This is a genomic window from Geodermatophilus sp. SYSU D01106 (assembly GCF_054049995.1).
Window position 1 is genome coordinate 228,704 of record NZ_JBJGYM010000002.1, and the last position, 19,888, is coordinate 248,591.

The 19,888-nt window shown below is 76.7% G+C and carries 20 protein-coding genes and 1 tRNA gene; 7 read left to right on the forward strand and 14 right to left on the reverse strand.

What is annotated here, in order from left to right; genetic code table 11:
• Positions 1-162: 162 nt before the first annotated feature.
• Together ACI78R_RS03370 and ACI78R_RS03375 are read left to right on the forward strand one after the other, a co-directional pair.
• Complete coding sequence (locus ACI78R_RS03370; RefSeq protein WP_457039666.1) at positions 163-888, forward strand: phosphoadenylyl-sulfate reductase; 726 nt, start codon at positions 163-165, stop codon at positions 886-888.
• Between the two features lie 12 nt (positions 889-900).
• A complete protein-coding gene (locus tag ACI78R_RS03375; RefSeq protein ID WP_073418746.1) occupies positions 901-1,194 on the forward strand; it encodes a 4a-hydroxytetrahydrobiopterin dehydratase in 294 nt (97 codons plus the stop codon).
• Positions 1,195-1,251: 57 nt separating this feature from the next.
• Here ACI78R_RS03375 and ACI78R_RS03380 read toward each other — a convergent pair whose 3' ends face one another.
• The 3 genes from ACI78R_RS03380 to ACI78R_RS03390 form a co-directional block, all read right to left on the reverse strand.
• Positions 1,252-3,492 carry a PhoX family protein gene (locus ACI78R_RS03380; protein WP_457039667.1) on the reverse strand — a complete coding sequence of 747 codons (2,241 nt, stop codon included), beginning with the start codon at positions 3,490-3,492 and terminating at the stop codon, positions 1,252-1,254.
• Between the two features lie 102 nt (positions 3,493-3,594).
• Complete coding sequence (locus ACI78R_RS03385) at positions 3,595-3,987, reverse strand: DUF3037 domain-containing protein (protein ID WP_073418744.1); 393 nt, start codon at positions 3,985-3,987, stop codon at positions 3,595-3,597.
• Complete coding sequence (locus ACI78R_RS03390) at positions 3,984-4,838, reverse strand: HipA family kinase (RefSeq protein ID WP_457039668.1); 855 nt, start codon at positions 4,836-4,838, stop codon at positions 3,984-3,986. The genes ACI78R_RS03385 and ACI78R_RS03390 overlap by 4 nt, the downstream gene beginning before the upstream one ends.
• 36 nt (positions 4,839-4,874) lie before the next feature.
• Between ACI78R_RS03390 and ACI78R_RS03395 the strand changes: the two genes are divergently transcribed.
• Positions 4,875-5,462, forward strand: a complete 588-nt coding sequence (locus tag ACI78R_RS03395; RefSeq protein WP_457039669.1) for a DUF1990 family protein — start codon at positions 4,875-4,877, stop codon at positions 5,460-5,462.
• Here ACI78R_RS03395 and ACI78R_RS03400 read toward each other — a convergent pair.
• Positions 5,384-5,740 (reverse strand): iron chaperone, encoded by a 357-nt coding sequence (locus ACI78R_RS03400; protein ID WP_457039670.1) that lies wholly within the window; start codon positions 5,738-5,740, stop codon positions 5,384-5,386. The genes ACI78R_RS03395 and ACI78R_RS03400 overlap by 79 nt on opposite strands.
• Before the next feature lie 55 nt (positions 5,741-5,795).
• On the opposite strand from ACI78R_RS03400, the gene ACI78R_RS03405 reads away from it, so the two are divergent.
• Positions 5,796-6,935 carry a serine hydrolase domain-containing protein gene (locus ACI78R_RS03405; protein WP_457039671.1) on the forward strand — a complete coding sequence of 380 codons (1,140 nt, stop codon included), beginning with the start codon at positions 5,796-5,798 and terminating at the stop codon, positions 6,933-6,935.
• A gap of 5 nt (positions 6,936-6,940) precedes the next feature.
• On the opposite strand, the gene ACI78R_RS03410 is transcribed toward ACI78R_RS03405, so the two are convergent.
• From ACI78R_RS03410 to ACI78R_RS03435, 6 genes are all read right to left on the reverse strand, one after another.
• The gene (locus ACI78R_RS03410) at positions 6,941-7,681 is read right to left on the reverse strand and encodes an ABC transporter permease (protein ID WP_457039672.1); all 741 of its coding nucleotides are present in this window, start codon (positions 7,679-7,681) and stop codon (positions 6,941-6,943) included.
• Positions 7,678-7,857 carry a hypothetical protein gene (locus ACI78R_RS03415; protein WP_457039673.1) on the reverse strand — a complete coding sequence of 60 codons (180 nt, stop codon included), beginning with the start codon at positions 7,855-7,857 and terminating at the stop codon, positions 7,678-7,680. The genes ACI78R_RS03410 and ACI78R_RS03415 overlap by 4 nt, the downstream gene beginning before the upstream one ends.
• A 292-nt stretch (positions 7,858-8,149) precedes the next feature.
• Complete coding sequence (selB, locus tag ACI78R_RS03420) at positions 8,150-9,895, reverse strand: selenocysteine-specific translation elongation factor (RefSeq protein WP_457039674.1); 1,746 nt, start codon at positions 9,893-9,895, stop codon at positions 8,150-8,152.
• Positions 9,886-11,196 (reverse strand): L-seryl-tRNA(Sec) selenium transferase, encoded by a 1,311-nt coding sequence (gene selA / locus ACI78R_RS03425; RefSeq protein ID WP_457039675.1) that lies wholly within the window; start codon positions 11,194-11,196, stop codon positions 9,886-9,888. Before selA ends, selB begins: the two co-directional genes overlap by 10 nt.
• Before the next feature lie 38 nt (positions 11,197-11,234).
• Positions 11,235-11,330 (reverse strand) — tRNA-OTHER (locus ACI78R_RS03430).
• A gap of 21 nt (positions 11,331-11,351) precedes the next feature.
• A complete protein-coding gene (locus ACI78R_RS03435) occupies positions 11,352-11,993 on the reverse strand; it encodes a DUF6624 domain-containing protein (RefSeq protein WP_457039676.1) in 642 nt (213 codons plus the stop codon).
• Between the two features lie 79 nt (positions 11,994-12,072).
• Here ACI78R_RS03435 and selD point away from each other — a divergent pair, with 79 nt between their 5' ends.
• From selD to ACI78R_RS03450, 3 genes are all read left to right on the forward strand, one after another.
• Complete coding sequence (gene selD, locus ACI78R_RS03440) at positions 12,073-13,080, forward strand: selenide, water dikinase SelD (protein ID WP_457039677.1); 1,008 nt, start codon at positions 12,073-12,075, stop codon at positions 13,078-13,080.
• A 147-nt stretch (positions 13,081-13,227) separates the two neighbouring features.
• Complete coding sequence (locus ACI78R_RS03445) at positions 13,228-13,782, forward strand: hypothetical protein (RefSeq protein WP_457039678.1); 555 nt, start codon at positions 13,228-13,230, stop codon at positions 13,780-13,782.
• Positions 13,783-13,847: 65 nt separating this feature from the next.
• Positions 13,848-14,813, forward strand: a complete 966-nt coding sequence (locus tag ACI78R_RS03450; RefSeq protein ID WP_457039679.1) for a zinc-binding dehydrogenase — start codon at positions 13,848-13,850, stop codon at positions 14,811-14,813.
• Here the strand turns inward: ACI78R_RS03450 and ACI78R_RS03455 are convergent.
• The 4 genes from ACI78R_RS03455 to lepA are packed head-to-tail and all read right to left on the reverse strand — an operon-like array spanning position 14,803 to position 19,749.
• Positions 14,803-16,539 carry an MFS transporter gene (locus ACI78R_RS03455; RefSeq protein ID WP_457039680.1) on the reverse strand — a complete coding sequence of 579 codons (1,737 nt, stop codon included), beginning with the start codon at positions 16,537-16,539 and terminating at the stop codon, positions 14,803-14,805. The two genes, ACI78R_RS03450 and ACI78R_RS03455, sit on opposite strands and share 11 nt — an antisense overlap.
• A complete protein-coding gene (locus ACI78R_RS03460) occupies positions 16,508-17,200 on the reverse strand; it encodes an LppX_LprAFG lipoprotein (protein ID WP_457039681.1) in 693 nt (230 codons plus the stop codon). Before ACI78R_RS03460 ends, ACI78R_RS03455 begins: the two co-directional genes overlap by 32 nt.
• Before the next feature lie 60 nt (positions 17,201-17,260).
• Positions 17,261-17,923 (reverse strand): MOSC domain-containing protein, encoded by a 663-nt coding sequence (locus ACI78R_RS03465; RefSeq protein ID WP_457039682.1) that lies wholly within the window; start codon positions 17,921-17,923, stop codon positions 17,261-17,263.
• A complete protein-coding gene (lepA, locus tag ACI78R_RS03470; RefSeq protein ID WP_457039683.1) occupies positions 17,920-19,749 on the reverse strand; it encodes a translation elongation factor 4 in 1,830 nt (609 codons plus the stop codon). The genes ACI78R_RS03465 and lepA overlap by 4 nt, the downstream gene beginning before the upstream one ends.
• Positions 19,750-19,888: the final 139 nt, after the last annotated feature.

The following is a 19,888-nucleotide window of genomic DNA, read 5'->3' on the forward strand; positions in this document are numbered from 1 at the left end:
GCAGCGGCAGCTCCCCGTGTCCCAGGGAAGCGTGCGTCCGCTTCCTGTGTTCCATTGCCCGTACTGCGGCGACGAGGAGCTCACGCCGCACGAGGAGGGCTGGCGCTGCGGCGCCTGCCTGCGGGCCTTCTCGGTCCGCCTGATCGCGACGGGGGTGACGGAGTGACAGCCGTGGAGGAGACCCGGCCGGTCGCGGCGACGCCGCAGCTCGCGGCCGAGGCCGACGCCCGCTTCGAGGGCATCGCCGACCCGGTCGAGCAGGCGCTCGCCGTGCTGCGCTGGGCCGGGGAGACCTTCGGCGAGAGCTTCGCCGTCACCTCCTCGATGGCCGACGGGCTGCTGGCCCACCTCGCGTCCCGCGCGGTGCCCGGCGTGAACGTCGTCTTCCTCGACACCGGCTACCACTTCGCCGAGACGATCGGCACGCGCGACTGGATCAGCAGCGTCCTGCCGATCACCCTGGTCAACGTCACGCCGCCGCTGACGGTCGCCGAGCAGGACGCCGAGCACGGCCCGGCGCTGCACGACCGCGACCCCGACCTGTGCTGCGCGCTGCGCAAGGTGCAGCCGCTCGCGCAGGCGCTGGCCGGGTACACGGCCTGGGGCTCGGGCGTGCGCCGCGACGAGGCCGCCACCCGCGCCGGCACCCGCGTCGTCGACTGGGACGCGAAGCGCGGCATGGTGAAGGTCAACCCGCTGGCGGCCTGGACGCAGGACGACGTCGACGCCTACATCGCCGAGCACCGGGTGCCGGTGAACCCGCTGCAGGAGATCGGCTACGCCTCGATCGGCTGCGCGCCCTGCACCCGGCCGGTCGCCCCCGGCGAGGACCCGCGTGCCGGGCGCTGGGCCGGGCGCGGCAAGACCGAGTGCGGCCTGCACCTGTAGGAGCATCCCGACGTGCCCCGGCCGCCCCGCCTGTCCCCCGACGACGTCGCGGCCGGGCTGCGTTCCCTCCCGCTGTGGAGCGGGGACACCGGCGGCCTGCACCGGACGGTGCAGCTCGCGTCCTTCCCCGCGGCGGTGGCCGCGATCGTCGCCATCGCCGACGTCGCGGAGGAGATGGACCACCACCCCGACGTCGACCTGCGCTTCCGGACGCTGCACCTGACGCTGGTCAGCCACTCCGAGCAGGGCGTGAGCGCGCTGGACCTGGAGCTCGCGCGCCGCATCGACGCGCTGCTGCCCGCCTGAGCCGGAGGGCCGGCCCGGGGGGATCCTCCCCGGGCCGGCCCCCGTGGCGTGCGGCGGTCAGGCGCCGACGCGGCCCCCGTCGTGGCGGAAGGCGACCGCCACGCTCGGCCGGGGGAACGGGCGCTCGGGCAGCCGGTCGGGCCAGACGCTGGACGGCGTGTCGCGGGTGGACCCGGTGGTCTCCCCCGGGTGCTGCACCGACACGAACACCGAGCGGCCGTCACCGGGGATCAGCGGGCCGCTGCACTCCGCGCCCAGCGGCACGGTGAGGAACGCCTTGAGGTGCCCGCGCTCGGGACCCTCGACCGGGACGGCGAACAGGCCGTCGTTGGTGCCGGCGACCGTCCCGGCCTCCTGGTTGCGGGTGGACAGCACGTTGCCGTCGGTGGAGATCCAGAGGTTGCCCGCCGGGTCGAACTCGAGGTTGTCCGGGCAGGAGATCGCGCTGACCTGCGACTTGTCGTACCCGGCGAAGTAGGTGCCCGGGTCCTGCGGGTCGCCGGCCAGGAGGAAGACCCGCCAGCTGAACGTGGTCCCGGCGATGGAGCCGGTCTCCTCCCACTCGATGACGTGGCCGTTGCGGTTGCCCGCCCGCTCCTCGTAGGTGCCCGACTCCGCGTCGAAGGCGAACGACCGGGTCAGCGGGTTCGCCTCGTCGGCGCCGGGACGCCCGCCCGCGCCGGTGCGGTTGGAGTTGTTGGTCAGCGCGGCGTAGACGCGGCCGTTGACCGGGTTGACCTGGATGTCCTCGGGCCGGTCCATCCGCGTGGGGACCTTCGCGGGGTCGACGACGACGGGGGCCGCCGGGTCGGGGAAGTCGCCGCGGGCGTCGAGCTGCTTGCCGAGCCGGTCGGCGGCCAGCCGGGTGAAGGTGAGCACCCAGGCGACGTCCTTGCCCGGGACCATCGACCGCCCGTCCTGCACCAGCGGGACCCACGTGCCGGTGCCGTCGAACTCCCCGTCGGAGGGCAGGCGGCCGCTGCCGTCGATCTCGGCGGCCGGCGAGTCGCCGGTGAAGCGGGCGACGTAGAGATCGCCCTCCTCCAGCAGCGTCATGTTGTGTGCCCGCGCGCGGGCGCCGTGGCCGGGGTCGAAGCGGCGCTTGGAGACGAACTTGTAGACGTAGTCGAAGCGCTCGTCGTCGCCGGAGTAGGCGACGACGCGGCCGTCCTCGGCGATCTGGATGTTGGCGCCCTCGTGCTTGAAGCGGCCGAGCGCCGTGTGCTTGCGCGGCGTCGAGTGCGGGTCGTGGGGGTCGACCTCCACCACCCAGCCGAAGCGGTTGACCTCGTTGGGCTCGCGGGACAGGTCGAATCGCGGGTCGACCGTCTCCCAGCGCCGGGTGGGCGCGTCCTCGGCGCTGACGCCGTAGCGGGCCAGCCGCGGCTCGGCCGGGTTCTCCGGGATGGGCGCCGAGGTGCCGAAGTACTGGTTGAAGTTCTCCTCCCCGTGCAGGGTCGTGCCCCACGGGGTGATGCCGCCGGCGCAGTTGTTCAGCGTGCCGAGGACGGTGCGGCCGGCCGGGTCGGCGCTGGTGCGCAGGTAGGTCGAGCCGGCGGCGGGCCCGGTGAGCGCGAAGGGCGTGTCGGTGGTGATCCGGCGGTTGCGGTCGAGCCGGCGGGTGGGCTGCCAGATCCCGGTGTTCCCCGACCGCTCGATCTGCACGACCGAGATGCCGTGCGCCATCATCGCGACGCGCTTCTGCTCGTCGGTGATGTCGCCGGCGCCCTCCTCGTCGGCGACCCCGCCGAACATGAGCTGCTCGTCGGTGTACTCGTGGTTGACCACCAGCAGCGCCTTGTCGCGGCCCAGCGGGAGGAAGCCCAGGAAGTCGCAGTTGTAGCCGAACTGCTTGGCCTGCGCCTCCGGCGTCTGGGCGTCGACGTCGAAGGCCGGCGCGCCCTCCTCGACGGGGTCGCCCCAGCGCATGACGACGGCGTAGCCGTAGCCGGCGGGCACGACCAGCTCGTCGAGGAAGTTCTGCTGCACGGGCTGGAAGGTGAGGGCGCCGTCGCCGCCCGGGCCGCCCCGGTGCCGCCCGGGGGCCGCGGCCGCCTGCTGCGGGAACAGCGGCGCCGCCGCGACGACGAGCGCGCCGGTGCCGGCCACCTTGAGCAGGTTCCGGCGGCTGAGCGAGGCCTGGACGACCGACTCGAACGTCGGGTTGTCGGTCCGGTTCGGCACGGGCGCGTCGCAGGCGTTGCCGCACTTGTAGTGGCAGGTGACGTGGCTGCGGGAGCCGTGCCGCACCTGCGTCAGCAGGGGCAGCAGTCGGCGGCGACCGGCGAGTTCCGTCATCGGATTCCTTCGAACGGGTGACGAGGCCCCCGAACGCTAAGGAGGACCGGTCCGTCCGCAGGTGGCCGGCAGGTGAAACCGGCGTGACCTGTGCGGGGGTGCTCAGCCCTCGACGGGGAGCACGAGCAGCCGCAGCAGGCGGTCGGCCTCGGCGTCGGGGTCCGCGGTCAGGCCGGTGTGCACCGGGCCGGGCTGGACGACGGTGCTGCGCGGCGCGGTGAGCCACCGGAACCGCGAGCCCAGCGCCTCCCGGCCGGCGGCCCCGGCGGCGGGGTCGGCGGAGCAGACGTCGGCCGCGGCCTGCAGCGCCCGGCCGATCGCGCGCGGGTCGGCGGTCGGGTCCAGCGCCCGCAGCCGGTCGACGTCGAGGTGCACGCGGCTGCCGAGGTAGTCGCGCTGCCGGCAGTAGACGAGGACGCCCGCGTTGAGCGCCTCGCCGCGCTCCACCCGGGGCACCACGCGCAGCACCGCGTACTCGAAGGTCTCCCGGCTCACCGCTGGCTCACCCCGGGCGGGGGTGGCGGGCCGAGCCAGGCGGGCCGGTTCTCCCCGCGCGGCGCCCGGCGGCGGCCGCCGCCCGCGGCGGCTGCGGCGACCAGGCCGGGCAGCCAGGCGTCGCGGGCGCCGAGCCGGGCCAGGAGCTGGGCGACGTAGCGCTCGCGGACCTCGCCCGGTGTCTCCTCCGGCGAGGGGCCCTCCAGCCAGCCGTCGGGGACGCGGGCGAGCACCGACTCCAGCAGCGGCCGCGTCACCCGGCCGGCGAGGGCGGCGTCGGCGGCCCGCACGTCGGGCCCGCACTCGACGAGCGCGTGCTGGGAGGCGTCGTAGGGCCGGGCGACGGCGGCCTGCGCACCGGGCCAGGAGTGGTGGAAGGTGAGCGCGGCGCCGTGGTCGATGAGCTGCAGCCGGCCGTGCCAGGAGAGCATGTTCGGGTTCCGCCAGGAGCGGTCGACGTTGCCGACGAGCGCGTCGAACCACAGCACCCGCCCGGCCAGCTCGGCGTCGACGCCGTCCACGCCGGCCTCGAAGTCCAGCGCGCCGGGCAGGTAGTCCAGGCCCAGGTTGAGCCCGGCCGAGCGCTGCAGCAGCTCCTGCACCTCGGGGTCGGGCTCCCCCACCGCGAGCTCCGGGGCGACGTCGACGGTGACCAGCGCGGGCACCGGCAGCGCCAGCGCGCGGGCGAGCTCGCCGCACACCACCTCAGCCACCAGCACCCGCACGCCCTGGCCGGCGGCGCGCCACTTCACGACGTAGGTGCCGAGGTCGTCGGCCTCCATGAGCCCCGGCAGCGAGCCACCCTCGCGCAGCGGGGTGACGTAGCGGGTGGCGGTGACGGCGGGCAGCACAGTGCCGGTCAACCTACGCCGGTCCACACTGGGGACATGGGCCTGTTCCGGGCCGCGTCGCCCGAGGGCCTGCGCGACGCGCCGTTCACCTACGCCGAGGTCGGCGGCACCCGCGAGGAGCGCATGCCGGCCGGCTACCAGCACGGCGAGTGGCGGGAGGTCGTCGGCTCGGGCCGGGAGACCCTCGAGCGGGTCGCCGCCGCCATCCTCGACTGGACGCCGCAGCGCAGCGTCGGCCTGCGGGTGCGCGCCACCGGCTCGCCGGGCGAGGTGGGCACCGTCGTCGTGCTGACGGCGGGGCTGCCGTGGCTGGGCTACGACATCCCGTGCCGCGTGGTGTGGGCGTCGACGACCGGCGACGAGCGGGGCTTCGCCTACGGCACGCTGCCCGGCCACCCCGAGGCCGGCGAGGAGTGCTTCACCGTGACGCTGACGCCGGCCGGCGAGGTCGTCGTCGCCCTGCGGGTGTTCTCCCGGCTGGCCACCCCGGCCGCGCGCGCCGTGCCGCCGGTGGCCCGGTTCGTGCAGGGGCTGGCGACGCGGCGCTACCTGGCGTCGCTGCGGCGGGCGGCCACCGCCGACGCGACGCGCTCCACCAGGTCGCCGGGCACCGGCCGCCCGTAGCGCAGGTGGACGGCGTCCTTGCCGGAGCGCAGCGGCGCCACCTCGGCCTCGAGCCCGGCGTCCAGGACCGGGACGGGGTACAGCGCCGCGTGCCTCTTCCACGCGGCGTAGTGCAGGCCGTAGCGGGAGCCGAGCATCGCGGCGGGCATCCCGTAGCGGATGGTCTCGGTGGCGCCCGGCATCCCGCGCAGCACGGCGGCGCGCACCTGCTGCAGCACGTCCCGGGCCTCGGGCGGCAGGGCGGCCAGGTACTCCTCGACGGTGGCGGGCGCGGTCACGCAGCGGATCGTGCCGCAGCCGATGAGTCCGCGGCACTCCTCCGGTCACCCCTGCATGGGACCGGCCGGGGACGTGGAGCGGGTGGTGGCCGCCGCGGTGGCCGCGGGCGAGGTGCCGGGCGCCGCCTGGTGGGTGTCGCGCGGCGGTGAGGTGGCGCGGGGCGCCGCGGGCGCGCACACGCCCGGCGGGGACGACCGCCTGACGCCGGACGCCGTCTTCCGGATCGCCTCGACCACCAAGCCGGTGGTGGCCGTGGCCGCGCTGACGCTGGTCGACGACGGCTCGCTCGACCTCGACGAGCCGGTCGACCGGCTGCTGCCGGAGCTGGCCGGCCGCCGCGTGCTGGCCGACCCCGCGGACGCCGCCGCGGGCACCGTCCCCGCCCGCCGGCCGGTCACCGTCCGCGACGTCCTCACGTTCCGCCTCGGTCTCGGTCTCGACTTCACCGCGCCCTGGCCGACGCCGACGGTCGCCGCGCTGGAGGCCGCGGGGCTGCCCACCGGCCCGCCGGCGCCGCAGACCCTCCCACCGCCCGACGAGTGGCTGCGCCGGGTGGCCTCCGTGCCGCTCGCGCACCAGCCGGGCGAGCGCTGGCTCTACCACCTGGGCGCGCAGGTGCTCGGCGTCCTGGCCGCCCGCGCCGCCGGCCGGCCGCTGCCCGCCCTGCTGGCCGAGCGCGTCCTCGAGCCGCTCGGCATGACCTCCACCGGCTTCTCCGTCCCGGCTGGCGCCCGCGACCGGTTCGGCCCGCACTGGACGCCGCCGGACGACGCCGGCACGCGGCAGGTGTACGACCCCGCCGACGGCCAGTGGAGCCGCCCGCCCGCCTTCCCCGACGGCGGCGCCGGGCTGGTCTCCACCGTCGACGACCTCGCCGCCCTCGCGGGCGTGCTGCTCGCCGGCGGCGCACCGGTGCTCCGCCCCGGCACGGTGCGGGCGATGCTCACCGAGCAGGCGGGCCCGGTCGACGACGAGGGCGGCGGCTGGGGGCTGGGCCTCGGCGTGCGGCGCGAGGACGAGCCCGGTGGCCGGCACGCCGGCTCCTTCGGCTGGGACGGCGGCCTCGGCAGCTCGTGGTGGAGCGACCCGGTCACCGGCACGACGGCGGTGCTGCTGACCAACCAGATGTGGGCCTCGCCCGCGCCGCCGCCGGTGTTCGAGGCGTTCCGCGCGGCCGCCTTCGGCCCGCGCTGAACGGCTCAGACGTCGCGGCGCTCCAGCAGCACCGCGCCGGCCGCCCAGGCGCCCGCCGCCCACGCCCCGGCCACCGCCAGCCCCACCGGCCAGGTGGTCGGCACCGCCAGGAAGGAGTCCTCGCCCACCCGCAGCGACGGCAGCGCCTGCGACAGCAGCTCCGCCGTCCGCCCGCCGGCGATGGCGAGCGCGGGCGGGCCCACGAACACCAGCGCGATGCCCAGCCCGAACGCCCCCGCCGTCGAGCGCAGCACCGCGCCGAGCCCGGCGGCGAGCACCGTGACCAGCACGGCGCCGGCCACCTGCAGCCCCGCCGCGCGCAGCACCTCCGGGTCGCCCGGCGACACGCCCCCGGGCACGGCGACGAGCGTGCGCGCGGCCAGCACGCAGCCGGCCACCAGCAGCACGGTGACCCCCGCCGCCCAGGCCGCGACGACGGCGGTCTTGGCGGCCAGCAGCCGGGTGCGGCGGGGCACCGCGACCAGCGACGACAGCGCCATCCCGCCGAACTCCGACGTCACCGCCAGCACGCCGAGGACGACGAGCACCACCTGCCCGAACGCGAAGCCGGTGAGCACCACGCCGACGGCGGAGTCCGCGGTCGGCGCGCTGCGGGTGGTCGCCGCGGCCAGCCACGCGAACGAGCCGACGACCAGCACGTACACCGCGGTGCACCACCAGGTGGAGCGCAGCGCGCGCAGCTTGGTCCACTCGCTGCGCAGCACCGCCGTCAGCGGGACCCTCACGCCACACCCGCCCGGTACTCGACGTCCGCCCCGGTCAGCGCCAGGTAGGCGGCCTCCAGCGAGGCGACCACCGTGGTCAGCTCGTGCACCGGCACGGCCGCGGCGAAGGCGACGTCGCCGACGGCCGCCGCGCCCAGCCCCTCCACCCGCAGCGCGCCGTCGACCTCCAGCGACACCGCTGCGCCGGCCCGGCGCAGCGGCCCGGCCCCCCCCCCGCCCCCCCCCGACCCCCCCCCCCCCCCCCCCCCCCCCCCCCCCCCCCCCCCCCCCCACCCCGCCCCCCCCCCCCCCCCCCCCCCCCCCCCCCCCCCCCCCCCCCCCCCCCCCCCCCCCCCCCCCCCCCCCCCCCCCCCCCACGACTCCGCTCCGGAGCCTGCATGTGCCCTCCAGCGGAGTCGTGCTCTGCACGCAGGTGTGTGCAGAGCACGACCGCGCCCGGGACTGGTGTCGCGCTCCGGCCGGCGGGCCTCAGCGCAGCCGGCGGGAGGCGTCGGGCAGCCGCTCGGTCACCCCGCGGGCGTCCAGCCACTCCATCAGCGGCACCGCCACGCGCCGGGTCGTGCCCCACGCCGACCGCGCCTGGCTCAGCGTGAACGGCGGCGGCACCGCCGCCAGCCGCTGCCGCGCCGCCGCCTCCACGCCCGGCGCCAGGTAGACGCCGTCGGCGATCCGCACCAGCTGCCCGTCGCGCACCGCCGCCGCCAGCTCCCGGGGGCCCAGCCGCGCGGCGCGCAACTCCTCGGCGTCCGGCGCCGCGAACGGGTCGGACGCCAGCCGGGCGCGGATCCCGTCGACCGCGCGCTGCACCGCCGGCGGCAGCCCCGCCGCGGCGACCACCACCCGGCCCTCGCGGAGCGCCAGCGGCGGGCGGACCACGAGCGCCACCAGGTCGTCGGCCGGCAGCTCCAGCTCCCGGCGCACGACGGCGACCGGCGGCCCCGGCTCCAGCGGGTGCGCCTGGCGGTGCGCGGCGACCAGCCCCGGCACCCGGCGGGCCAGGGTGTCCACGAGACCCGGCGCCAGCAGCCAGGGCCCGGCCCGCACCGCGTCCTCGGGCACCGGCCAGCCCATCGCGGTGAAGTCGTCGGCCCGCACCACCCGGCGCCGGGCCAGGTCGGCCGCCGCGCCCGCGGGCCCGGCCGACTGCGCGTCGAGATCGGCGGCCCGCTGCCGGGCGGCACCGCGGCGGCGCAGCTCCGGCGGGGCGACGTCGCGGACGTCGGCGCCGAGCACCCGCCGGGCACCCGGGTCGCGCAGCAGCACCCGGTCGCCCACCCGCAGCGGCAGCGGCGCGGCCAGCCGCAGGCGCACCGCCGTCCCCTCCAGCGGCCGCAGCCGCGCGGCCACCGCCGCCGAGCCCACGTGCAGCACCGCCTCGGCGGGCAGCCGGTCGGCGGGCTCGCGGGCCAGCGTGACGTCGACCTCGGCGGTGTCCCGGAACGCGCCCGGCGTGAGCAGCGCGTCGCCGCGGGAGAGGTCCTCGACGGCGATGCCGCGCAGGTTCAGCGCCACCCGCGCGGTCGCCCGCGCCCCCTCCACCGGCCGGCCCAGCGACTGCACCCCGCGCACCGTCACCTCCCGGCCGCCCAGCGCCAGGCGGTCCCCCGCCGCCACGGAGCCCGCGGCCAGCGTCCCGGTGACCACCGTGCCCGCCCCGCGGATCGGGAAGGCCCGGTCGATCCACAGCCGCACCGGCGCCGCGGGGTCGGGCGCCGGCAGGCCCGCCAGCAGCGTCCCCAGTCCGGCCGCGACCTCCGGCACGCCCCGGCCCGACGGCGCGCTGACCGCCACCCCGGGCACCGCGCCCATCGACGTGGCCGCCAGCCGCTCCGTGGCGTCGGCGAGCACCGGCCCCGGGTCGGCGAGGTCGGCCTTGGTGACGGCGAGCAGCGCGTGGCGCACGCCGAGCGCGTCCAGGACGGCGACGTGCTCGGCGGTCTGCGCCGACCAGCCGTCGTCGGCCGCCACCACCACGAGCGCCGCGGGCACCGACCCGACGCCGGCGAGCATGTTGCCGACGAACCGCTCGTGCCCCGGGACGTCGACGACGGCCAGCACGCGACCCGAGGGCAGCGTCGTCCAGGCGAAGCCGAGGTCGATGGTCAGCCCGCGGCGGCGCTCCTCCTCCCACCGGTCGGGCTCCATCCCGGTGAGGGCGCGGACCAGCGTCGACTTGCCGTGGTCGACGTGTCCCGCGGTGGCGATCACGTCCACCGGCGGGCCACCTCCAGCACCGCGGCGGCCAGGTCGTCGTCGGCCGACGGCGGGACGCTGCGCACGTCGAGCAGGGTGCGGCCGTCGGCCACGTACCCGACGACGGGACGCGCGCCGCGCCGCAGCGGCTCGGCGAAGGGCTCCGGCAGCGAGACGGCGGCGCTGGGCAGCGGGTGCTCCGGTGCTCCCCCGCCGCCGACCCGCGCGGCGGAGTCGACGGCGCGGGCGTCGATCCCGGCGGCGGCGAGCCGGGCGGCCAGCGCGTCGGCGCGCGCGCGCAGTCCGTCGACGTCGGTGGCCAGCATCCGCGGCACCGGCGGCAGCGGTCCGCGCAGCGTCGCCTCCAGGGCGGCCAGCGTCGTCTTGTCCACCCGCAGCGCCCGGTAGAGCGGGTGCCGGCGCAGCCGCTGCACGAGGTCGGCGCGGCCGAGCACCAGTCCCGCCTGCGGGCCGCCGAGCAGCTTGTCGCCGCTGGAGAGGACGAGGTCGGCGCCGTCGGCGAGCGTGGTCTGCAGGTCCGGCTCGTCGGGGAGCGCCGGGTGCGGGCGGAGGAGGCCGGAGCCGACGTCGGCCACCAGCGGGACGCCGGTGCCGGCCAGCCCGGCGGCGAGGTCGGCGACCGGCACCGCACGGGTGAAGCCGCGGACGACGAAGTTCGACGGGTGCACCTTGAGCACCGCGCCGGTGCCCGTTCCGACCGCCCGCGTGTAGTCCTCGAGCGCGACCCGATTCGTGGTGCCGACCTCGCGCAGGCGTGCGCCGGTGGCCTCCAGCAGCTCGGGGATGCGGAAGCCGTCGCCGATCTCGACCAGCTCGCCGCGGGCGATGACCAGCTCGCCGCCGAGCGCCGTCGCCACGAGCGCCAGCGCGGCCGCGCAGTTGTTCACCACGATCGCCGCCCCGGCCGCGGGCACGGCGTCGAGCAGCGCCGCGAGCGCCGCCTCCCCGCGCGGCCCGCGGCGGCCGGTGACCAGGTCGAGCTCGACGTCGGTCGTGCCGCTGGCGGCGACCACCGCCTCGACCGCGGCCGGCGACAGCGGCGCCCGCCCGAGGTTGGTGTGCACCAGGACGCCGGTGGCGTTGAGCACCGGGCGCAGCGACGACGCGGTCGGGGGCAGGCCGGCGAGCACCGCGGCGACGGCGTCGTCCGGCGCGAGGTCGCCCGCGCGGACGCGGGACTGGACGGCGCGGACGGCGTCCTTCACCAGGTCGCGGCCCAACCGGGCGGCGGCCTCGGCCAGCGCCGGGTCGGCCAGCAGCGTGTCGGTGCGGGGCACTGCCCGCCGCGGGTCGGCGCTCATCGCTGTCGCAGCGTATGCGCGCCGGCCCGCGGGGAGGCTGGCGGAGGCGGACGGGAATCGAACCCGCCTGACCGAGCTGCTCGGCCACGTCGGCTTTAGAGGCCGCGGGGGCCACCAGGCACCCTGACGCCTCCGCCGGGCAGCCTACGGCGCGCTCACTCCTCCGCGCAGATCGCGGCCATCTCCTCCAGGTAGTCGGCCCAGGGGTCCAGGCCGGCGTCGGCGCGCAGCTGCTCGACGGCGGCCTCGTCGGCCAGCGGTACCGCCGGCTCAGGCCCCTCCGGCGTGCAGGACACCTGGGTGCCGTAGGTCTGCGGCTGCCCGGTGTTCGCCGCGACCCGGTCGGTCAGGTAGGCGAGGTCGCCGGGCGAGGCCCGCCCCTCGTCGACCGCCGCGCGCAGCAGCTCCAGCGCCCGCTGCTGGAACGCCGGGTCGAGGTCGGAGTGCTGGGCGATCGCCCACGCCGCCTCCGCGCCGTCCTCCCCCACCAGGTCGCGGCCGGGCCAGCCGTGCTCGTCGAGGATCTGCGCCAGCCGCTCGGTGCGCGCGGCGTCGCCCTCCGGGTCGGGGCCGCCGGTGCGCCCGCTCTGGTCGCGCTCGAGCATGGCCAGCAGCTCCGCGCGCAGCGCCGGGTCCGAGCCGGTCGGCACCGGCGTCGCCGCGGTGGGCGCGGCGGACCCGGTGGCGGGTGCCGCCGCGGCGGGCGGCGACGCCGTCGACGCCGCCGGTGGGGGCTCGGCGCCGGTCGCGCAGCCGGCGAGCAGCACCAGCAGCGCGGCGGGCAGCAGGCGGGTCACGGGCGGCCTCCCGGGGTCTGCCGCGAGCGTCCTCGCGCGCGCCCGACGTGTCCAGCCGCGGCGGACTAGCGTCGGCCGGGTGACCAGCGCGCCCGCCACCGTCCGGCTCACGCAGTACGCGCACGGGGGCGGCTGCGCCTGCAAGATCCCGCCCGGCGAGCTCGAGGCCGTCGTCGCGGGGCTCACCCGCACCGGCCCGGCCGACCCGGCCGCCGAGCTGGTGGTCGGCCTCGACGACGGCGACGACGCGGCCGTCGTGCGCATCCCCGGCGGCCAGGGCCTGGTGCTGACCACCGACTTCTTCACCCCGGTCGTCGACGACGCGTACACCTTCGGCCGGATCGCCGCGGCCAACGCGCTGTCCGACGTCTACGCCATGGGCGGCACCCCCGTCGTCGCCGTCAACCTGCTCGGCTGGCCGCGCGACGTGCTGCCCGCCGAGCTCGCCGCCGAGGTGCTGCGCGGCGGGCTGGAGGTGGCGCAGGAGGCGGGCTGCCACGTCGGCGGCGGGCACTCCATCGACGACCCCGAGCCCAAGTACGGCATGGCGGTCACCGGCCTGCTCGACCTCGACCGGGTCATCCGGAACGACACCGCCGTCGCCGGCACGCCGCTGTCGCTGACCAAGCCGCTCGGCGTCGGCGTGCTCAACAGCCGCATGAAGGCCACCGGCGAGGTGAGCGAGGAGGCCGTCGCCTCGATGACGGCGCTCAACCGGGACGCCGCGCGGGCCGCCGTCGCCGCGGGCATCCGGGCGGGCACCGACGTCACCGGGTTCGGCCTGCTCGGCCACCTCTACAAGATGGCCCGGGCCAGCGGGGTGACCGCGGTGGTCGACGCTGCCGCCGTCCCCTACCTCGCCGGCGCGCGGCAGGCGCTGGCCGACGGCTTCGTGTCCGGCGGCACCCGGCGCAACCTCGACTGGGTGCGGCCGCACACCGACCTGTCGGCCGTCGGCGAGGACGAGGCGCTGCTGCTGGCCGACGCGCAGACCTCCGGCGGGCTGCTGCTGGCCGGCGAGGTGCCCGGCGCCCCGGTCATCGGCGAGTTCGTGCCGCGGCAGGACGCCGTCGTCGTCGTCCGCTGAGGTCGTCGTCCGCTGACGGCGCGTCCCGCCCGACGCGCCGTCCCCGGCCGGGCCCGCGCCCCGATCCGTTCCGCGCCTCCCCCGCCGCTGCCACCCTGCCGCCCGCGCCCGACCCGGAGGGCCCGGGAGGCGCGGAGGAGGACGACGATGAGGACGAGGACGGCCGCGGCGGTGACCCTGCTGCTGGCTGCCGGGACCCTGGGCACGCTGACCGGCAGCGCGGCAGCGGCACCACCCGGGAACACGACGACGGGGTCGGCCAACGCCTTCCCGCTCGTCGGGGACGCCGGGGTGTTCCTGAGCGCGTGGGCACCCGACCGGGAGGCCGCCTTCGCGGTCCCGGAGGTCTTCGCCGGCGCCTACGAGTGCCTCACGGAGGAGCGGCTCCCCGCGGACTTCCGCGGGCTCGGGTCGGTCAGGACGTCCGGGACCGTCACCGTGACCTGCGGTGGGGAGGGGCTGCCGGAGGCCACCGGAACGGTGACCGTGGACGTCGAGTGGCGTGGAGAGGGACGGGCCACCGAGCAGCCGGAACCTCCCTTCCCGACGCAGTGCGACCTCCGCGTGCTCATCCGCCAGGCCGTGCTCACCGGCTCGATCCGGCTCGACGTCCCGGCCCTGGGGATCGACACCACGGCCACCCTGGAGGACGTGCCGGGCGACATCCGGTCGGCCCTGTCGAACTGCGCGGCACCGCACTAAGTGCGTGACCTCCGTCCGGCGGGCGCGGTGTCGCCCGCCGGACCGGGGTGTCCTAACGTCCGGTCATGCGCGCCGTCTTCGTGTCCTCGCCCTCGTCCGACGACCCGCTCTCCGTCCTGGAGGTCGGCGAGCGCCCCGAGCCCGAGGTCCCCGACGGCTGGACGACGGTGCAGGTGAAGGCCGTCTCGCTCAACCACCACGACCTGTTCAGCCTGCGCGGCATCGGCCTGCCGCAGGAGCGGATGCCGATGATCCTGGGCACCGACGCGGCCGGGCTCGACGAGGACGGCAACGAGGTCGTCGTCCACGGCGTCGTCGCCAGCCCCGGCTGGACCGGCGACGAGACGATGGACCCCAAGCGCTCGCTGTTCTCCGAGCTGCACCAGGGCACGATGGCCGAGCGGGTCGCCGTCCCCCGGCGCAACGTGCTGCCCAAGCCCGCCGAGCTGTCCTTCGCCGAGGCGGCCTGCCTGCCCACGGCCTGGCTGACCGCCTACCGGATGCTGTTCGTCCGCTCCGGCCTGCGCCCCGGGCAGACCGTGCTCGTCCAGGGCGCCAGCGGCGGCGTGGCCACCGCGCTCGTCGTGCTCGGCCGGGCCGCCGGCTACCGGATGTGGGTCACCGGGCGCAGCGAGGAGAAGCGGGCCGCCGCGCTGGAGCTCGGTGCCGAGCAGGCCTTCGAGACCGGCGCCCGGCTGCCCGAGCGGGTCGACGGCGTGATGGAGACCGTCGGCAAGGCGACGTGGGGCCACAGCGTCAAGTCGCTCAAGCCCGGCGGCGTCATCGTCACCTCCGGCGCCACCACCGGCTTCGACCCGAGCGCCGAGCTCAACCGCGTCTTCTTCACCCAGCTGTCGGTGGTCGGCTCCACCATGGGCACCCGCGACGAGCTCGAGTCGCTGATGCGGATGTGCGCGGTCACCGGCGTGCGCCCGGTCATCGACGTCGAGCTGCCCGTGGCCGAGGCCCGCGAGGGGTTCGCCCGCATGCTCGAGGGCCGCACCGCCGGGAAGATCGTCTTCACGCTCTGACGGGGCGCTCCCGCAGCAGCACCAGCGCCGCGACCGCCGCGAGTCCCGCGGCGACCGCGGCGCCGGCGAAGACCGTGTGCAGCTGGGTGAGGACGGCGGCGTTCGCGGCGGCGTCGTACGCGGGGCAGTCGGCCGGGGTGTCGGGGCAGACGGTGAGCGGCGAGCCGATCGCCTCGACCTCGGCGGTGAACCTCCGCAGCGCGACGGCGGTCAGCAGCGACAGCCCGACCAGCATCCCCACGGTCCGGGCGACGACGGCGAGCGCGCTGGCACTGCCGTGCACCTCCGGCCCGGTGACGGCGAGCAGCACCGCGTTGACCGGCGCGATCGCCAGGCCGAAGCCGAGACCCGCGGCGAGCAGCACGACGGTCGAGGTCCACGAGTCCAGCGAGGTCTCGCCCCAGCCGGTCATCGCCCACAGCGCCAGCGCGGCCAGCGCCATGCCGGCCGCGGCGACCAGCCGCGGCGCCACCCGCCGGCACAGCCACCCGCCGGCCACCGCGCCCACCGGGACGGCGACCAGCAGCCGCAGCAGCACCAGTGCCGCGCCGAGCTGGTCGCCGGGCGTGGTGGTGGCGCGGGCGAACAGCGGCACGTCGACCAGCGCGGCCACCAGCGCCACGCCGACCAGCAGGTTGACCAGCAGCGCGCCCCAGGCGCCGGCCGGGCGCAGCGCCCCCAGGGGCAGCACCGGGTCGGGCGTGCGCCGCTCGTGCAGCCAGAACGCGACGGCGGCGGCCGCGGCCACCGGCAGCAGGACCGGCCCGTGGGCGACGACCTCGGTGGCCGGGTCGGCCGCGGCGAAGGACCACACCAGCGCCCCGAGCGCGACGACGGCCAGCAGCGAGCCGACGACGTCGACCTCGCGCACCAGCCGCGGCACCCCGCGCAGCGGCAGCACGGCGCCGTCCGGTGCGGCGAGGCTGCGCGCTCCGAGCGCGACCCCGGCGAGGACGGCGATGAGCACCAGCGGCGTCGTCGCGGGGACGCCGTCGAGCAGTGGCACCCAGGCCAGACCGAGCGTGACGTCCTCGGCCAGCGCGGCGGGCTCGGCGAGCTGCAGGCCGCCCGCGGCGCCGGCCAGCGCGAGCAGCGCGAGCCCCACGGGGTCCGGCCGCCGTCCCCCGGTGACGACGACCCCGGCGGTCAGCGCCAGGCCGAGCAGCAGGTTGAGCCAGAAGACCGCGCGCCAGTCGGCGACGGCGAGCACCGCGGCGCCGGCCAGCGGCCCGAGCACCGCACCCGCCTCCTGCACCGCGCCGACGACACCCAGCGGGACCGCACGGCGCTCCGGCGGCCACCGGTCGGCCACCAGCGCCAGCGTGGCGGGGACGAGCCCGCCGGCGCCCACGCCCTGCAGGCCGCGGCCGGCCACCGCGAGCCCGAGACCGTCCGCCGTCGCCGTCAGCAGCGACCCGAGGGCGAACAGCAGCAGGCAGCCGGCCAGCACCGGGACGCGGCCGCGCAGGTCGGCGAGCCGGCCCAGCAGCGGCAGCGTGGCGGTGTAGCCGAGCAGGAAGCCGCCGATGATCGGCGTCGCCCGCTGCAGCTCGTCGATGCCGACGCCGACCCCGGCGAGGATGTCGGGCAGCGCCAGGACGACGACGTAGGTGTCGGCCGCGGTGACCAGGACCGCCAGCGTCGCGAGGACGACCAGCGGCAGCCCCGGGACCGGGCGGGCGTCCTCCCGCGGCTCAGCCGACTGGCGGTGCGGTGATCTCGACATCGGCGCCGGGGTCGGACAGCTCGATCGTGAAGGTGGCGTCCTGGCCGGAGGCGTAGAACGGGCCGGTCAGCTCGGCGCGGCGCAGCTCGCCGCTGTCGGGGACCACGGAGAAGCGCGCCTGCACCGGCTGCGCCGGGTCCGCGCTGGTGAGCACCTGCTCGACCAGCTCGCCGGGCAGCTCGGCGGTCACCTCGCGCACCACCTCGCCGTCGACCCGCCGCTCCTCCCCCAGCTGCGCCGAGTCGGCCTCGGCGAGCAGCTGCGAGATGCCGGTGTCCGGGTCGAGTAGCGCGCCCGGGTCGCCGAAGCCGAACTGGGCGGGGTCGACCTCGCTGTAGCCGCTGGTGAACGGCAGCTGGGCGTAGACGGTCCCGTCGACGGAGACCACGGCCAGGTCCAGGGAGGAGCCCGCGGCCAGGACCTGCAGGGTGCCCTCGAAGGAGGCCGGCCGCAGGACGTCGCCCTCGCCGCCGGTCAGCGCGGTGCCGGTGGTCGGGGCACCCTCGCTGGTGAGCACGAAGTGCAGGCTGCTGGTCCCGTCGAGCGTCGTCTTGGCCCGCTGGAGCAGGTCGCCGGCGGACTCCTCCGGCTCACCGCCCCCGCAGCCGGCGAGCGCGACCACCAGCCCGGCCCCCAGCGCGACAGCGCGGCGCAACAGCATCCCGACCTCCCCGTTCGCGCCGGGTGCGCCCGGCGCGGGCACGGTAGCGCGCCGCTCGGGTCAGGCCCGGGCGGCCGTGTCCGTGGCGCGCGCGATCCGCTCGGCGAGCTTCGGCCGGTCCTTGACCGGGAACGACGCGAGCGCCGGCTCCAGCTGCGCGACCCGGTACCGCTGGGTGGTCAGCGCGCGGAAGGCCAGGCCGGTGGTGACGCCGTGGCCCGGCCGGTGGACGACGGTCACCTCGTCGCCCGCGCCGAGGTCGCCGGTCTCGAGCACCCGCAGGTAGGCGCCGGTGGCGCCGCGCGCGGTGAACCGCTTGACCAGGTCCGGGACGTCCCAGAAGCGGGCGAAGTTGGCGCACGGGATGCGCGGCGCGGTCACCTCGACCAGCGCCGTCCCGACCCGCCAGCGCTCCCCCACCTCGGCGGCGGTGAGGTCGACGCCCGCCGTCCGCAGGTTCTCCCCGAACCGGCCCGGCGGCAGGTCGCGGCCGAGCTCGGCGGCCCAGACGTCGGCGTCCTCCTGGGCGAAGGCGTAGACGGCCTGGCCCTCCCCGCCGTGGTACTTCCGGTTGACCTGGACGTCGCCGTCGAGCCCCAGCTCGCGCACGGCGACGCGGCCCTCCCGCGGGCGCTTGTCGATGCCGCTGCGGTCGGGCCGGCGCCCGGGCAGGGGCAGCAGGTCGGAGCCGGAGACGCAGACGGCGAGGAGCCGGCCGCTCACTTCTTCGCGGCGGAGGGCTCGTTGGTGGAGAGCGCGGCGACGAACGCCTCCTGGGGGACCTCGACGCGGCCGACCATCTTCATCCGCTTCTTGCCCTCCTTCTGCTTCTCCAGCAGCTTCCGCTTGCGGGTGATGTCACCGCCGTAGCACTTGGCGAGGACGTCCTTGCGGATGGCGCGCACCGTCTCGCGGGCGATGACCCGGGAGCCGACGGCGGCCTGGATGGGCACCTCGAACTGCTGCCGCGGGATGAGCTCGCGCAGCTTCCCGGCCATCATCACGCCGTAGCTGTACGCCTTGTCCTTGTGGACGATGGCGCTGAACGCGTCGACGGCCTCGCCCTGCAGCAGGATGTCCACCTTGACCAGCGAGGACTCCTGCTCGCCCGCCTCGGCGTAGTCGAGGCTGGCGTAGCCGCGGGTGCGCGACTTCAGGGCGTCGAAGAAGTCGAAGATGATCTCGCCGAGGGGCAGCGTGTAGCGCAGCTCGACGCGGGACTCGCTCAGGTAGTCCATGCCGCCGAGCTGGCCGCGCCGGCTCTGGCACAGCTCCATGATCGCGCCGGTGTAGTCGCTCGGCGCGATGATCGTGGCGTTGACGATCGGCTCGAAGACGCGGTCGATCTTGCCCTCGGGCCAGTCGCTGGGGTTGGTGACGGTGTGCTCGGTGCCGTCCTCCATCACCACCCGGTAGACGACGTTGGGCGCGGTGGAGATGAGGCTGATGCCCGCCTCGCGCTCCAGCCGCTCGCGCACGATCTCCAGGTGCAGCAGGCCGAGGAAGCCGACGCGGAAGCCGAAGCCCAGCGCGGCGGAGGTCTCCGGCTCGTAGGTGAGCGCGGCGTCGTTGAGCAGCAGCTTGTCCAGGGCCTCGCGCAGCAGCGGGTACTCGCTGCCGTCGATCGGGTAGAGCCCGGAGTAGACCATCGGCTTGGGGTCGCTGTAGCCGCCGATCGGCTCGGCGGCCGGCTTGTGCTGCAGCGTGACGGTGTCGCCGACGCGGGACTGGCGGACGTCCTTCACGCCGGTGATGAAGTAGCCGACCTCACCGACGCCGAGGCCCTCGACCGGCTTGGGCTCGGGTGAGATGACGCCGATCTCGAGCAGCTCGTGCGTGGCGCCGGTGGACATCATCTTGATGCGCTCGCGGCTGGAGATCCGGCCGTCGACGACGCGCACGTAGGTGATGACGCCGCGGTAGATGTCGTAGACCGAGTCGAAGATCATCGCGCGGGCCGGCGCCTGCGCGTCGCCGACCGGGGCGGGGATCTGGGCGACGATCGCGTCGAGCAGCTCCGGCACGCCCTCGCCGGTCTTGCCGCTGACCCGCAGGACGTCCTCGGGGTCGCAGCCGATGATGTGCGCGATCTCGGCGGCGTACTTCTCCGGCTGGGCGGCCGGCAGGTCGATCTTGTTGAGGACCGGGATAATCGTGAGGTCGTTCTCCAGGGCCAGGTAGAGGTTGGCCAGGGTCTGCGCCTCGATGCCCTGCGCCGCGTCGACCAGCAGGACCGCACCCTCGCAGGCGGCCAGCGACCGGGACACCTCGTAGGTGAAGTCCACGTGACCCGGGGTGTCGATCATGTCGAGGACGTACTCGGCGTCGCCGACCTTCCAGGGCAGGCGCACGTTCTGCGCCTTGATGGTGATGCCGCGCTCGCGCTCGATGTCCATCCGGTCGAGGTACTGCGCGCGCATCTGCCGCGCCTCGATGATCCCGGTCACCTCGAGCATCCGGTCGGCCAGCGTCGACTTGCCGTGGTCGATGTGGGCGATGATGCAGAAGTTCCGGATCCGGGCGGGATCGGTGGCAGCGGGAGTCGTCACAGTGCCGCCATCGTCCCACGACCTCGCCGCCCTGCCGAGCACCCGCCCCGGGCCGGGTGCGACGCGGGTTGGGGTGGCGGTCGGGGCGCTGGTAACCTGGCAGGCCGGTCCGCCGACGCATGCCGTCCGGACGCACTGA